We start from the raw sequence: 15,458 nt of genomic DNA on the forward strand, positions 1-15,458 counted from the left end.
CGCCCCGGCAGACTCGCCCGGGTCATCGCGATCGCCGTACTCACGCTCAGGCTCAGGCTCACGCCAGCGCAGCGCATCCGCCGAGGTGCCGCACCCCGGGCAGGCCAGCGCGCCGTTGAGGTGCCGTCGGCACGGGTCGCAGTAGTCCATGACGCGGGAAGGTTAAGTTCCGCGCCGGTAACGTTCCTAGATCCAGCTGTGAAGGTTCTGTACGGACACGCCTCACCCATGGTTTCGAAACTGTCGAAACCGTTATGCGCGCGACCCATTGACACCCCGACCACCGCGTCCTTACTGTCACGCCAGCATTTCGAACGTGTGCCGAAATCTCGAACACGTCGAACTGGCTGAATGAACTGAATGACTGACGGAACTGAGCCGACGAAGCTGCGAGGGACAACCGCCGTGCGCATCACCGGAATCAGCACACACGTGGTCGGGACGCCGTGGCGCAACCTGACCTACGTCCAGGTGCACACCGACGAGGGGATCACCGGAGTCGGCGAGACCCGGATGCTGGGACACACCGACGCCCTTCTCGGATACCTGAGGGAGGCCGAGGCCAACCACATTCTCGGCTCCGACCCCTTCGCTGTCGAGGACCTCGTCAAGCGCATGAAGTACGGCGACTACGGCCGCGCGGGCGAGATCGTGATGTCCGGTATCGCCGTGATCGAGATGGCCTGCTGGGACATCAAGGGCAAGGCCCTCGGCGTCCCCGTCTGGCAGCTGCTGGGCGGCAAGGTCACCGACAAGGTCAAGGCGTACGCCAACGGCTGGTACACCACGGAGCGGACACCCGAGGCGTACCACAAGGCCGCCCAGGGCGTGATGGAGCGCGGCTACCGGGCGCTCAAGATCGACCCGTTCGGCACGGGTCACTTCGAGCTGGACCACCAGGGGACCATGTACGCCGTCTCCCTCATCGAGGCGGTCCGGGACGCCATCGGCCCCGAGGCGGAGCTGATGCTGGAGATGCACGGCCGCTTCTCCCCCGCCACGGCCGTACGCCTGGCCAGGGACCTGGCGCCGTTCAACCCGGCGTGGCTGGAGGAGCCGGTCCCGCCGGAGAACCTCAAGGCCCTGGAGAAGGTCGCGGCCAAGGTCGACATGCCGGTCGCCACCGGTGAGCGCATCCATGACCGGATCGAGTTCCGGGAGCTGTTCGAGAGCCAGGCCGTCGACATCATCCAGCCGGACGTCGGCCATATCGGTGGAATCTGGGAGACCCGGAAGCTCGCGGCGACGGCCGAGACGCACTACATGCTGGTGGCCCCGCACAACGTCGGCGGCCCGGTCCTGACCGCCGCCTCCCTCCAGGTCGGCTTCACCTCCCCGAACTTCAAGATCCTGGAGCACTTCAACGACTTCGCAGACGCGGAGATCAAGAAGGTCGTCAAGGGCGCCCCGCAGGTGAACCCGGAGGACGGCTGCTTCCACCTCTCCGACGCCCCCGGACTGGGTGTCGAGCTGGACGTGGACGCCGCCGCCGAGTTCCCGCAGCAGCAGGCCCGTTTCGACCTCTGGGCGGAGGGCTGGGAGCAGCGCAAGCCGAAGGGCACGCAGTGACCACCCGGCCCCCGAAGGCTTCGAAAGCTTCGAAAACCCAAGGAGCGACGTGAGCACCGCGGTCGTCATCGACGCCCCGGGCGAGCACCGTCTCGTCCCGCACGAGCCCCGGCGGCCCGAGGCCGGAGAGGCTCTGGTCCGTGTCCACGCGTCCGGCATCTGCGGCAGCGACCGCGAGGTCTACCAGGGCAACCGCCCCGAGGGCTATGTGCGCTACCCGCTCACCCCGGGCCACGAGTGGTCCGGGACGGTCGAGGCCGTGGGCGCGGGTGTCCCGGAGTCCCTCGTCGGCCGCAAGGTCGTCGGTGAGGGCTTCCGCAACTGCCAGGTCTGCGACCGCTGCCACGCGGGCGACACGACGCTGTGCACGGCCGGTTACGAGGAGACCGGGTTCACCCAGCCGGGCGCGATGGCGGCCACGCTGACGCTCCCCGCCCGTCTCCTGCACGCCCTTCCGGACGACTGCGACCTGACCGCCGCGGCCCTCCTGGAGCCCGCCGCCTGTATCGCGGCCGCCGCGCTGAAGGCGAACGCCCAGCCCGGCGAGCGGGTGGCCGTGGTCGGCACCGGGACGCTCGGCATGTTCGCCGTGCAGTTCCTGAAGGCGAACTCGCCGGCCGAGCTGCTGGTCGTCGGCACCCGCCGGGACCGTGAGGCGCTGTCGCGGCAGTACGGCGCGACGGACTTCCGGACGAAGGACCAGGAACTCCCGGACGACATCGACGTGGTGATCGAGACGGCCGGGTCCGCGGACGCCGGCCGGATCTCCGCCGCGCTGCTCCGGCGGGGCGGCCGGCTGGTGCTGACCGGTATCCCGGCGCCGGGTGCCGACGGCCTCGACCCGACCGATCTCGTCGTGAAGCAGCTGGAGGTGCACACCGTCTTCGGTGCCCCGCCGGACGCCTGGGCGCACACGGTGCGGGTGTTCGCCGCCGGTCTGCTCGATCCGCTGCCGCTGGTGACGCACGAGCTGCCGCTCGCCGAGTTCTCGCAGGCCATCGAGCTGGTGGGAGCCGGCGATCCGAAGGTGGGCAAGGTGTTGCTCCGCCCGTAGACGTACGCCGGTACGGGGGCAACCTGACGGCTCCCGTACCGGCGTACACCCAAGCCTTGCCGTACCCAGAGCCGCGAACCTCGTCCGAAATATCGAACCGAAGGACATTCCTGTGACCGACGCTTCCGCCACGGCAGCCCGCAGGCCCGGTGAGCAGGCGCTCGCCGACCTCGGCCTGAAGGCGCCCGCCCTCGACCCCGCCGACGCCTCGCCGCACTCCTTCCCCGGCGGCGGCCGCTGGCGCACCGAGATCCCCTCCTGCGAGGGTCCCGAGGCGCTGGCGGTGGTTTTGAAGGAGGCCTCGCGGCTGGACGTGCCGATCCACCGGATCAGCCAGGGCAGCGGTGTCTGGATGCTGACCGACGCCGAGATCACCGAGATGGTCGAGTCGACGGCCGAACGCGACATCGAGCTCTGCCTGTTCACCGGCCCGCGCGGCACCTGGGACATCGGCGGCTCGACCCGGACCGACTCGCGCGGCGCGGGCCTCAGAGCCCGTGGCCACGACGCCGTCGCCGGTTGCGTCGAAGACGCCGTCAGAGCCACGGAGTTGGGCGTCAAGTGCCTGCTCGTCGCCGACGAGGGCGTGCTGTGGACCCTGCACCGGGCGCGCACGGCCGGCATCATCCCGGCCGACACGACCCTCAAGGTGAGCGCGCTCATCGGGCCGGTCAACCCGGCGGCGTACGCGGTGTACGAGAACCTGGGCGCCGACTCGGTCAATGTGCCCAGCGACCTGACGCTCGATCACCTCACCGAGATCCGCCGGGTGTCCGGCGCTCCCATGGACATGTACATCGAGGCCCCCGACGACCTCGGCGGCTACGTCCGGATGTACGAGGTCGCCGAACTCATCCGGCGCGGCGCCCCGTTGTACCTGAAGTTCGGCCTGTCGAAGGCGCCCGGGATCTACCCCTACGGGCACCACATGCGGGAGCTGACCCTGGCCACCGCCAAGGAACGCGTGCGACGCGGCCGGCTCGCCCTGGACCTGCTGGCGCGCCACGGGGCGGACGGCGACATGGCGCCGCTCGGCTCGCGACTGCCGGGCGATCTACAACGGTTCGAAATCTCGGCATAACGTTCCGGAAACTCGGCTTCACAAAAGAAGACACAGCCGACCACAATCCGACACAACTCTTCTCGGTCTTTCCGGCACGACCACCCGGAGCGACTTCGCGCCCACCGGACCGAGCCCTGCACACAGATCAAGGATGATCAATATGCGTAACCGCAGAGCCGCTCTCGCCGCCATAGCCGGAGCCGCGTCCCTCGCCCTGACCCTGTCCGCCTGCGGCCAGAGCAGCGAGGGCGGCAGCAAGGAGAGCGAAGGGGACGCCAAGGGAGGCACCATCGGCATCGCGATGCCGACCAAGTCCTCCGAGCGCTGGATCGCCGACGGCAACAACGTCGTCAAGGAGCTGGAGTCCAAGGGCTACAAGACCAAGCTGGTCTACGGCGAGGACGACCCGGACCAGCAGGTCTCCCAGGTCGAGAACCTGATCACGCAGGGCGTCAAGGCGCTGATCGTCGCCGCGATCGACAACAAGTCGATGAACAACGTGCTCCAGCAGGCCAAGGACGCGAACATCCCGGTCATCTCCTACGACCGCCTGATCCTCGGCACGCAGAACGTCGACTACTACGCCTCGTTCGACAACGAGAAGGTCGGCGAGCTCCAGGGCACCTACATCGTCGAGAAGCTCGGCCTGAAGGACGGCTCCAAGAAGGGCCCCTTCAACATCGAGCTGTTCGCCGGCTCCAACGACGACAACAACACCCGCTACTTCTTCGGCGGCGCGATGAAGGTCCTGCAGCCCTACATCGACAAGAAGCAGCTCGTCGTCCGCTCCAAGCAGACCAAGCTCAACCAGGTCACCACCCTGCGCTGGGACGGCGGCACCGCCCAGAAGCGCATGGACGACATCCTGACCTCGGCCTACAAGAGCGAGCGCGTCGACGCGGTCCTCTCCCCCTACGACGGCATCTCCATCGGCATCCTGTCGGCGCTGAAGTCGGACGACTACGGCTCCAAGAGCAAGCCGCTGCCGGTCGTCACGGGCCAGGACGCCGAGGTCGCCTCGGTGAAGTCGATCATCGCCGGCCAGCAGTCGATGAGCGTCTTCAAGGACCTCCGAAGGCTCGCCAAGGTGTCCTCGAACATGGTCGACGCGCTGCTGAACGACAAGAAGCCCGAGGTCAACGACACCAAGACCTACGACAACGGCGCGAAGGTCGTCCCGGCCTACCTGCTGGAGCCGGTCGCCGTCGACAAGAGCAACTACCAGAAGGAGCTCATCGACTCCGGCTACCTCAAGGAGAGCGACGTCAAGTAGTCCCCGCCACCGACCGACGATTCACCACTGATTGGAAGGCACGACCATGGCGGGACCCGTCCTGGAAATGCGCTCGATCGTCAAGACCTTTCCCGGCGTCAAGGCGCTGTCGGACGTCACACTGACCGTCCGGCAGGGCGAGGTCCACGCCATCTGCGGGGAGAACGGCGCCGGCAAGTCGACCCTGATGAAGGTCCTCTCCGGCGTCCACCCGCACGGCACCTACGAGGGCGACATCCTCTTCGAGGGTGAGGTCTGCCAGTTCAAGGACATCCGGGCCAGCGAAGAGCACGGCATCGTGATCATCCACCAGGAACTGGCCCTGGTGCCCTACCTCTCCCTCGCGGAGAACATCTTCCTCGGCAACGAGCACGCCACCCGCGGGATCATCAGCTGGACCGAGACCCTGCGGCACGCCACCGAACTGCTGCGCCGGGTCGGTCTCTCCGACCACCCGGACACCCGCGTCGCCGACATCGGCGTGGGCAAGCAGCAGCTCGTGGAGATCGCGAAGGCCCTGTCGAAGAAGGTGAAGCTGCTCATCCTGGATGAGCCGACCGCCGCGCTGAACGACGAGGACAGCGGCAAACTCCTCGATCTCATCCTGGAGTTGAAGAACCAGGGCATCACCTCGATCATCATCTCCCACAAGCTCAACGAGATCCGCAAGGTCGCCGACTCGGTGACGATCATCCGCGACGGCCAGAGCATCGAGACCCTCGATGTGAAGGCCGCGGAGACCACCGAGGACCGGATCATCAGCGGCATGGTCGGCCGCGACCTGGAGCACCGCTTCCCGGAGCGGTCGCCGCACGAGCCCGAGGAGGGCGTGGCGCCCGCCCTGGAGATCCGCGGCTGGACCGTGCACCACCCGATCGACCAGCAGCGCAAGGTCGTCGACGATGTGTCGCTCCAGGTGCGGCGCGGCGAGATCGTCGGCATCGCGGGCCTGATGGGCGCCGGCCGCACCGAACTCGCGATGAGCGTCTTCGGGCGGACGTACGGCCGGTACGCGGGCGGCACGGTCCTCAAGGACGGCACCGAGATCCGTACCAAGACCGTTCCCGAGGCGGTCAAGCACGGGATCGCGTACGTCACCGAGGACCGCAAGCACTACGGCCTCAACCTCATCGACACCATCAACCGCAACATCTCGCTGAGCGCCCTGGGCAAGGTCGCCAAGCGCGGTGTGGTCGACGAGCACGAGGAGCGGCAGGTCGCCGAGAGCTTCCGCAAGTCCATGAACATCAAGGCACCGACCGTCTTCGAGCCGGTGGGCAAGCTGTCCGGCGGCAACCAGCAGAAGGTCGTCCTCAGCAAGTGGATCTTCTCGGGTCCGGACGTGCTGATCCTGGACGAGCCGACCCGCGGTATCGACGTCGGTGCCAAGTACGAGATCTACACGGTCATCGACCAGCTGGCCGCCCAGGGCAAGGCGGTCGTCTTCATCTCCTCCGAGCTGCCCGAACTGCTCGGTATGTGCGACCGCATCTACACGATGGCCGCGGGGCGGCTGACCGGTGAGTTCTCGAGGGCCGAGGCCTCCCAGGAATCGCTGATGCGTCAGATGACGAAGGACAAAGAGGTAACCCGATGAGCACGGACGTGACCGCCAAGACGCCGGCCCCGGCGCCGACCGGCAAGGGAGGGGAGGGCGCCGGCAACGGACTGCTGCAGCTGATGCTGGACGGTATGCGCCGCAACATGCGGCAGTACGGCATGCTGTTCGCCCTCGGCCTGATCGTGGTCCTGTTCGCCGTGTGGACCGACGGCGACCTGCTGCTGCCGCGCAACGTCTCCAACCTGGTGCTGCAGAACAGCTACATCCTGATCCTCGCGATCGGCATGATGCTGGTCATCATCGCGGGCCACATCGACCTGTCGGTCGGCTCGCTGACGGCGTTCGTCGGCTCGATGGCCGCCGTGTTCATGGTCAAACACGACATACCGTGGCTGCTCGCCGTAGTGCTGTGCCTCGCCGTCGGCGCGGTCGCGGGTGCCATCCAGGGGTTCTTCATCGCGTACGGCGGCATACCGTCGTTCATCGTGACCCTGGCGGGCATGCTGATCTTCCGCGGTCTGACCGAGATCTTCCTGGAGGGGCAGACGCTCGGCCCGTTCCCGGAGGGTCTGCAGAAGGTCGCCAACGGCTTCCTGCCCGAGGTCGGCCCGAAGACCAACTACCACAACCTGACGCTGCTGCTGGGCTTCGCGATGATCGCGTTCGTGGTCTTCCAGGAGGTCCGTGATCGCAGGCGGCAGCAGGAGTTCTCCCTCGACGTCCCGCCCTTCAAGCTGTTCCTGCTGAAGCTGGTCGCGCTCGGCGCCGCCATCCTCACGCTGACGATGCTGCTGGCCAGCTACAAGGGCGCCCCGATCGTGCTGCTCATCCTGGGCGTGCTGCTCGTCGGCTTCGGCTATGTGATGCGCAACGCGATCATCGGCCGCCACATCTACGCGATCGGCGGCAACCTGCCCGCGGCCAAGCTGTCGGGTGTGAAGGACAAGAAGGTCACCTTCCTGGTCTTCCTGAACATGGGCATGCTCGCGGCCCTGGCGGGTCTGGTCTTCGCCGCCCGCTTCAACGCGGCCTCTCCCAAGGCCGGCCTCAACTTCGAGCTGGAGGCGATCGCGGCCTCGTTCATCGGCGGTGCGTCGATGAGCGGCGGTGTCGGCACCGTGCTCGGCGCGATCATCGGTGGCCTGGTCCTGGGCGTGCTGAACAACGGTATGAACCTCGTCGGCATCGGCACCGACTGGCAGCAGGTCATCAAGGGCCTGGTCCTGCTGGCGGCGGTCGGGTTCGACGTGTGGAACAAGCGCAAGGTCGGTTCGTAAGTCAGATCGGGGCCCCGCCGGGAAGGCGGGGCCCTCTCCTTATACGGGAGCCGCACGCATGGAACTGAACAGACGCACGGTCATCGCCGGAGCAGCGGCGGCGGGCATAGCCGCCACCACCCTCGGCGGCACGGCGCACGCCACGGGAGGCAGGAAGCCGGTGAAGACGCTCTTCGGCAAGCTCGCCGACGGCACCAAGATCTACAGCTGGGCCCTCGAGAACGGCGGCACCCGCCTGAAGGTCCTCTCCTACGGCGGCATCGTCCAGTCCCTGGAGATCCCCGACCGCCGCGACCGCTACGCCAACGTCTCCGCGGGCTTCGACAACGTCGAGGACTACGTCGCCAAGAGCCCGTACTTCGGCGCCCTGATCGGCCGCTACGGCAACCGCATCGGCAAGGGCAAGTTCGCCCTCGACGGCAAGAACTACCAGCTGTCCGTCAACGACGGTGAGCAGAGCCTGCACGGCGGCACCCAGGGCTTCGACAAGCGCGTGTGGGACATCGAGCCGTTCACCAAGGGCTCGGACGTCGGTCTGCACCTGTACTACACGAGCGTCGACGGGGAGATGGGCTACCCGGGCACGCTCAAGGCGAAGGTGACGTACACGCTCACCCGGCAGGGCGACTGGCGCATCGACTACGAGGCCACCACCGACAAGGCCACCGTCGTCAACCTCACCAGCCACGTCTACTGGAACCTCGCCGGCGAGGGCAGCGGCACGATCGAGGACCACGAGCTCCAGATCGCCGCCTCCCGCTACACGCCCACCGACGCGGGCCTGATCCCCACGGGCGAGCTGGCCAAGGTCGCGGGCACGCCCTTCGACTTCGGCCGGGCCAAGCCGATCGGCCGGGACATCCGCGTCTCGCACCCCCAGCTGGTGACCGCCAAGGGCTTCGACCACAACTGGGTGCTCGACAAGGGCCTCACCGCCCGGCCCGAGCATGTCGCCACCCTGCGCGACCCCGCCTCCGGCCGCACCCTGAAGATCGCCACGAACGAGCCGGGCCTGCAGTTCTACTCCGGCAACTTCCTCGACGGCACGCTGACCGGCCCGTCCGGCCGCACCTACCGGCAGGGCGACGCGCTCTGCCTGGAGACGCAGCACTTCCCGGACTCGCCGAACAAGCCGAAGTTCCCGTCCACGGTGCTGCGGCCCGGGCAGACCTACCGGACGACTACGATCCACACGTTCGACTGCTGACAAGCCTTCACAGGTTGGACACAAGTTCTGACCGGATTCCCAACGGTTGAACAGTGTCACCACAGTCCCCGTATGTAAGGGCGGCCCGCGCTCCCCCGCGCGGGCCGCCCTTAAACGTCGGGTCCGGCCGTCCCCAACGGACCCGCCTCATACGGAGGTTCCATGGCCGACAACGTCACGTCGCTGTTCCGCAGCACCGCGGCGCACAGCCCGTCGATGGCGGCGTTGACACGTGAGGGCGGCGAAGGCGCGGGGCCGGTGGACTTCTGTATCCCCTGCAACCCCTACTTCCCCACTCCGGCCATGTTCGACGACATGTCGGCCAGACTCCGCGACATCATCACGTACTACCCGAGCGGCGCCGACACCATCACGGCCGAACTGTGCAGCCTGCTCCAGCTGCCGCCGCAGTGCGTGGCCATGGGCAACGGTTCCACCGAGCTCATCACCTGGATCGACCATCTGCTGGTCCGCGAGTCCCTCGCCGTCCCCGTCCCCACCTTCGGCCGCTGGACCGACCAGCCCATGGAGACCGGCAAGCGGGTCGACATGTTCCCGCTCCAGGAGTCCAGCGGCTTCGCCCTCGACCTGGCGCAGTACGCCGAGTTCATCCGCGCGAGGGGCACGCGTGTCGCCGTCATCTGCAACCCCAACAACCCCGACGGCGGCTTCCTCCACAAGCACGCCATCGTGCAGTTCATGGACGCCATGGCCGACCTCGACCTGGTCGTCATCGACGAGTCGTTCCTGGAGTTCGCGGACGCCGAGGCGGAGCCGTCCGTCGTCCAGGAGGCCATGCTGCGGCCCAACGTCATCGTGCTGCGCAGCCTCGGCAAAAACTTCGGCCTGCACGGCATCCGCTTCGGCTACCTCGTCGCCAACCCGGCGCTCGCGGGCCGCGTCCGGTCGATGCTGCCGAAGTGGAACCTCAACTCCTTCGCCGAGCACGTGGTGTTCATGCTCAAGGAGCACGGCGCCGAGTACGCGCAGAGCCTCCAGCAGGTGCGCCGCGACCGGCTCGACATGGCCAGCCAGCTCTCTTCCCTGCCCGGGCTGACGGTCTACCCGTCGCAGGGCAACTTCCTCTTCGTGCGCCTGCCCGTGGGCGCCGAGGGCACCGTGGTCCGGGACAGGATGCTCACCGAGCACCGGATCCTGGTCCGCGAGTGCGGCAACAAGATCGGTTCGTCCAGTCGCTTCCTGCGTCTCGTCGTGCGCCCCCAGGTGGACGTGCGTCGCCTGGTGTCCGGCCTGGAACAGGTGCTCTACGGGACGTCCAGGAGGGGAGCCGCCGTATCGGAGCTGGGCAACGGGACCAGCTACAGCTCCGGTACGGCGGCCGTGGACCGTCTGGTGAGCGAGACCAACGGGTCGGGCATGCGGGGGCTCGCCGCTCAGGCCACCGGTTTCGGTGGTCCGGGGCCCGCCGCCGCCCCGGCTGCCGCCGGCACCGGCATGCCGCTCCCCGCCACCGCGTCCGCCGCACCGGCGGGCCCGGGCGGAGGGATGCCGATGCCGGCGGCGGCGCAGATGGGCCAGATGCCGGCGATGGGGCAGATGGGGCAGATGGGCCAGATGGGCCAGATGGGGCAGCAGCAGATGCCGCAGGCGGTGCCGCAGCCCGTGCCCCAGCCGGTGCCGCAGCCCGCTCCGCAGCCCATGGCCGCACCGGTCCAGCAGCCGCTGGCACCCGTCGCCCAAGCCCCGGCTCCGGCTCCGGCTCCGGTCCCCACCCCAGCCCCGGCGCCGGTCCCTGCTCCGGCGCCGGCTCCCATACCCGCCGCCGCCGGGCCCACCCCGCCGGGTGTTCCCGCCCGGGGCGGCCTGACGGCCGCTCAGGTCAGGGGAACGAACGGCTTGTCACCCGCCCCGGCCACGGGCTGGCCCGGGACCCAGGCCTGGCCCAACGCGGCGGGCATGGGGGCCGCGGGCTAGAAGCGTCTCGCCGTAGCGACGTCAGTAGGCGACGGGCCAGCCACTGCTCCAGTTCAGGAGGTTGATGCCCAGCTTGGGTGTGCCGTTGTCGTTGCCGTCGTAGTAGTGGTAGACGATCAGGTCGCCGTCGACGTCCTTCATGATCGACTGTCCGCCGGGGCCGATGACATTGCCGTGCGACTCCAGGACGGGCGTGCCGCCGTTGTTCATCATCGAAACGCCGTTCCGGTCGACGTACGGTCCCGTGATGCTGGAGGCGCGGCCGACCTTGACCTTGTACGTCGAGCCGGTGCCGGCACAGCAGGTGTCGTACGAGGCGAAGAGGTAGTAGTAGCCACCCCGTTTGACGATGAAGGGCGCCTCGACGGCCTTGGTCCCGGTGGGGCGGGAGGCGAGCGAGTAGCGGGTGGTGTTGGAGGAGAGCTGCTTCCCGGTGGACGGGTTGATCTGGATCATCTTGAGCCCGGTCCACCAACTGCCCAAGGACAGCCACCACTTGCCGTCGTCGTTCACGAAGAGGTTCGGGTCGATGGCGTTGAAGTCGCTCGCGGAGTTCGAGGTGTAGACGGTGCCCTGGTCGGTCCAGCTGCCCGGCTGGCCGGTGCTGGAGGTCGCGAGTCCGATGGCGGACGTGTTCGAGCCGAACTTCGAGACGGAGTAGTACATCAGGTACTTGCCGCCGTGGTACGAGATGTCCGGCGCCCAGGCCTCCGGCACGGAGGAGTAGTTCCGCCACCAGCTCGGCCTGCTGGAGAACGCGTCGGCGCCGTTCCTGAAGGCCGTACGGTCGCCGGACGTCTTGTTGGCGATGCCCCCGCCGGTGGCGTAGAGCAGGTACTGGCCGGACGAGGTGCGGATCATCGACGGGTCGTGGGTGACGATGTCACCGGTGACGCGGCCCGGGTTGGGGTACGCGGACGCCGTGCCCGGGACGAGGGCGAGCAGGAACGCGACGGGGAGGGCGAGCAGGGCGGTTCTCTTGCGCAGGACGGAGCGGCTCATGCGGATCCTCCTTGCGGTGGGGGTGACAGTGCTGGTCGACATCTCGAACGGCGATCGCAAGTTCGAACGGGACCGTAGAATCGAACCCCTTGCGCGTCAATGGTCCGCGCAGCAACCGGTGTGACCGGCCTGGGAGATCCGTTGAAGATCCGTTGAGAGGCCGTTTAGGCCGGTGCCGGACGATCGAGGCTGGACAGGGGGAAGAGACCAGGGCACGGCACGAAGGGGGGAGGCCCTGTGGAGTTCCGGTTGCTCGGGACCGTGGAGGCCCACCTAAGTGCGGGCCCGGCCGATCTCGGCCATGCCAAGCAACGGTGTGTGCTGGCCGTGCTGTTGTGCGACGCGGGCCGGGTGGTCTCGGCGGAGCGGCTGATCGACCGGGTGTGGGGCGAGAACCCGCCGGGCTCGGTCCGCAACATCCTGTCGGGGTACGTGGGCCGGTTGCGTGCCGCACTGCGTTCCGCGGGCGCCTCCGGGGTGCGCCTGACGCGCAGTTCCGGCGGCTATCTGCTCGATGTCGCCCCCGAGTCGGTCGACGTCCACCGCTTCCGCCGGCTGGTGGCGGAGGCCCGTCACACCGCCGACACCGGCCAGGCCGCCGAACTGCTGCGCGACGCCCTCGGCCTGTGGCACGGGGAAGCCCTGTCGGGCCTGCTCGGCGCCTGGGCGGAGGAGACCCGCGCCGGACTGGGCGACGAGCACCTCACGGCGGAACTCCGGTACCACGAACTCGGATTACGGCTGGACCGCCACGCCCAGGCGCTGGAGCGCCTACGGCAGCTCGCCGCGGCGCATCCGCTGGACGAACGGGTCGTACGGCACCTGATGACCGCACTGTGCCGCGGCGACCGCCAGGCCGAGGCGCTGGAGGCCTACGAGGACACCCGGCACCGCCTCGCCGAGGAACTCGGCGTCGACCCCGGCACCGAACTGCGGGCCCTGCACCGCCGGATCCTGCGGGGCCCGGCCGAACCGCCGGAGCCCGCCGGTGCCCGCGTGGCGCCGGAACCCGCCGCTGCCCGCGTCGTACCGGCCGAACTGCCGCACGACGTGGCCGGGTTCAGCGGCCGCACGGAAGCCACGGCCCGGCTGGGCGCACTTCCGGCAAAGGACGGGCAGGCCGGGGTGCCGGTCGTGATCTCGGTGATCAGCGGCGCGGCGGGCGTCGGCAAGACCGCGCTGGCCGTACACGTCGCCCACCAGGTGCGGGACCGCTTCCCCGACGGCCAGCTCTACGTCAACCTGCGCGGCTACGACCACGAGAGCGCCCCCATGGACCCGCAGCAGGCCCTCGGCCAGCTGTTGCGCAGCCTGGGTCTGACGCCGCAGCAGATCCCCTCCGACCCGGACGAGCAGGCCCGCCGCTACCGCTCCCTGCTGGACGGGCGGCGGATGCTCATCCTGCTGGACAACGCCGCCTCCGTCCGGCAGGTCCGCCCGCTCCTGCCCGGCAGCCCCACCTGCCGCGTCCTGGTCACCAGCCGCCACCGGCTGACCGGCCTGGTCGCCCAGAACGGCGCCGAACCGCTGCGCCTCGACGTCCTCGCCCCGCGCGAGGCCCGGGCGCTGCTGGCCGCCGTACTGGGCGAGCGGCGCGTGTCCGCCGAACCGGAGGCGGCCGAGGAACTGGCCCGCCGGTGCGGGCTGCTGCCCCTGGCCCTGCGGGTGGCCGCAGCGCATCTGCTCGGCGACCGGGACCGGCCCCTCGCCGACCTGGCCGCCGAGCTGGCGGACGGCGACCGGCTGGCCACGCTGGAGCTGGACGACGACCGCTCCTCCGCCGTGAGCGCCGCCTTCGGCCTCTCCTACCGCGCCCTGGCCCCGGATGCCCGACGGCTCTTCCGCCGCCTCGGCCTGATCCCCGGCCCCGACCTCACCCGCCCGGCCGCCGCGGCGCTCCTCGACACCTCCGAGTCCCGGGCGGGAACCCTCCTCACCACCCTGGCGACGGCCCACCTGATCGAGTCCCCCGCACCCGACCGGTACCTCTTCCACGACCTGCTGCGCGACTACGCGCGCGAGCGCGCCACTGCCGAGGAGCCCCGGCCGGAGCGGGCGGCGGCGGAGGAGCGCCTGTTCGCCTCCTACCTCCGCACCGCCGAGACGGCCGGCGGCGCCCTCCCCTGGCAGTACCCCCAACTCCCCCGGGACCCGGCCGGCCCGGAGGGCTCCCCCGCCGCCGCCCCGGACGAGATCACCGCAGCCCGGAACCGGCTCGACTCGGAACGAGCCAATCTGCTGGCCGCCGTGGAACACACCGCCGACTCCGGCCCACGGCACATCGCCTGGCACCTGATGACCGCCCTCCTGCGCTACTGCTGGCTCGACCTGCCGCGCGGCGTCTGGCAGTCCGCCGCCCAGGCCGCGCTGCGGGCGGCGGAGGCCGACGAGGACAAGCCCGGCCAGGCCGCCATGCACCGCAGCCTGGGCATCGCCCACTGGGACATGGGCCACCACCCCCAGGCCATCGACCATCACACCCGTGTCCTGCGCCTGCACCGAGAGACCGGCGACCTGCTGGGCCAGGCCCTGGCCCTGGGCGGACTCGGCCTGGTCGACGCGGAGGCGGCCCGCCTGGACGACGCCCTGCGGCACTTCACCGAGGCGCTCCGGCTGTCCCGCGAGGCCGGACGCCTCGACGCCGAGGCACAGGCACTGACCGGCCTCGGCCTGGCCTACCGGGACCGCGGCCGGCTGGAGCTGTCCGCCGGACACCTGGAACAGGCGCTGCGCACGCTCCGCCGTGCCGGAGCCGGTGACGAGGCCCATCGCCTGCCCGCGCTCAGCGCGGTGTACTGGGAACAGGGCAGGCTGCGGGAGGCGGCCAGGGCACTGGGCGCGGCGGACGACGACACCGGGGCAGGCGCCGGGGCGGTGCCCTCCGAACCGCGGAACGCCAACCCCACGACCCTCGACATCACGGCCAGGATCGCGTTGGACCTCGGCCGCCACGAGCAGGCGCTGACGTACGCCGAACGCTCCCTCCGCCTCGCCGAGAACACCGGCCGGAACCGGCTGCTGGCGATCGCCCTGACCACACTCGCCGACGCCCGCCTGCGCACGGGCCACCCGGAGGAAGCCGCCCGCACCCACGAGCGCGCCCTGTCCATCGCCCGCGAGGTGGGCAACCAGCGCACCGAGGCGGAAACCCTGCTCGGCCTCGCCGAGGCCCACCGCGTACGCCGGCACCACCGCGAGGCACTGGCCCACGCCCGCCAGGCACTGGCCCTCGCCCACCGGGGCGGCTTCGACGTCGTCAAGGCCCGGGCCCTGACGGAGCTCGCGGCGATCCACGTCGCGCGGAACCGGCCCGTCGCCGGACGCACCCGCGCACACTCGGCGATCGCCCTCCACCGCCGCACGGGCCACCGCCTGGGCGAGGCCAGGTCCCTGGTCGTCCTCGGCCAGGCCCTGCACGCCCTGGGCGACCCCACTGCCGGCGCGGTCCGGCAACGGGCACGGGCCCTCTACGACGACACCGGCGCCCGCCCTCCCGGCGACCTCGTGTGACGCCGGG

10 protein-coding genes are annotated in these 15,458 nt (G+C 69.7%); 9 read left to right on the forward strand and 1 reads right to left on the reverse strand.

Translation table 11 applies throughout. From position 1 onward, the window contains the following. Positions 1-405: 405 nt before the first annotated feature. From ACFT32_RS24695 to ACFT32_RS24730, 8 genes are all read left to right on the forward strand, one after another. A complete protein-coding gene (locus ACFT32_RS24695) occupies positions 406-1,569 on the forward strand; it encodes a mandelate racemase/muconate lactonizing enzyme family protein (protein ID WP_382493043.1) in 1,164 nt (387 codons plus the stop codon). 49 nt (positions 1,570-1,618) lie between these two features. Continuing rightward, the gene (locus ACFT32_RS24700; RefSeq protein WP_382493046.1) at positions 1,619-2,623 is read left to right on the forward strand and encodes a zinc-binding dehydrogenase; all 1,005 of its coding nucleotides are present in this window, start codon (positions 1,619-1,621) and stop codon (positions 2,621-2,623) included. 112 nt (positions 2,624-2,735) lie between these two features. Next, a complete protein-coding gene (locus ACFT32_RS24705) occupies positions 2,736-3,704 on the forward strand; it encodes a hypothetical protein (RefSeq protein ID WP_382493048.1) in 969 nt (322 codons plus the stop codon). A 142-nt stretch (positions 3,705-3,846) separates the two neighbouring features. Further along, on the forward strand, positions 3,847-4,959 hold the full coding sequence (chvE, locus tag ACFT32_RS24710; protein WP_382493051.1) for a multiple monosaccharide ABC transporter substrate-binding protein: 1,113 nt from the start codon (positions 3,847-3,849) through the stop codon (positions 4,957-4,959). 46 nt (positions 4,960-5,005) lie between these two features. After that, positions 5,006-6,556, forward strand: a complete 1,551-nt coding sequence (gene mmsA, locus ACFT32_RS24715; protein ID WP_382493053.1) for a multiple monosaccharide ABC transporter ATP-binding protein — start codon at positions 5,006-5,008, stop codon at positions 6,554-6,556. Beyond that, positions 6,553-7,797 (forward strand): multiple monosaccharide ABC transporter permease, encoded by a 1,245-nt coding sequence (gene mmsB, locus ACFT32_RS24720; RefSeq protein WP_382493056.1) that lies wholly within the window; start codon positions 6,553-6,555, stop codon positions 7,795-7,797. The genes mmsA and mmsB overlap by 4 nt, the downstream gene beginning before the upstream one ends. A 58-nt stretch (positions 7,798-7,855) precedes the next feature. After that, positions 7,856-9,004 carry an aldose epimerase family protein gene (locus ACFT32_RS24725; RefSeq protein ID WP_382493059.1) on the forward strand — a complete coding sequence of 383 codons (1,149 nt, stop codon included), beginning with the start codon at positions 7,856-7,858 and terminating at the stop codon, positions 9,002-9,004. Positions 9,005-9,166: 162 nt separating this feature from the next. Then, positions 9,167-10,939, forward strand: coding sequence for a pyridoxal phosphate-dependent aminotransferase (locus ACFT32_RS24730; RefSeq protein WP_382493062.1), 1,773 nt, complete (start codon positions 9,167-9,169; stop codon positions 10,937-10,939). A 21-nt stretch (positions 10,940-10,960) separates the two neighbouring features. On the opposite strand, the gene ACFT32_RS24735 is transcribed toward ACFT32_RS24730, so the two are convergent. After that, on the reverse strand, positions 10,961-11,941 hold the full coding sequence (locus ACFT32_RS24735) for an arabinan endo-1,5-alpha-L-arabinosidase (RefSeq protein WP_382493064.1): 981 nt from the start codon (positions 11,939-11,941) through the stop codon (positions 10,961-10,963). 237 nt (positions 11,942-12,178) lie between these two features. On the opposite strand from ACFT32_RS24735, the gene ACFT32_RS24740 reads away from it, so the two are divergent. Further along, entirely contained in the window at positions 12,179-15,451 is a 3,273-nt protein-coding gene (locus ACFT32_RS24740; RefSeq protein WP_382493067.1) for a BTAD domain-containing putative transcriptional regulator, read from the forward strand. The last annotated feature ends 7 nt before the right edge of the window (positions 15,452-15,458 follow it).

It is taken from the genome of Streptomyces sp. NPDC057002, from assembly GCF_042673825.1.
Lineage (GTDB): Bacteria > Actinomycetota > Actinomycetes > Streptomycetales > Streptomycetaceae > Streptomyces.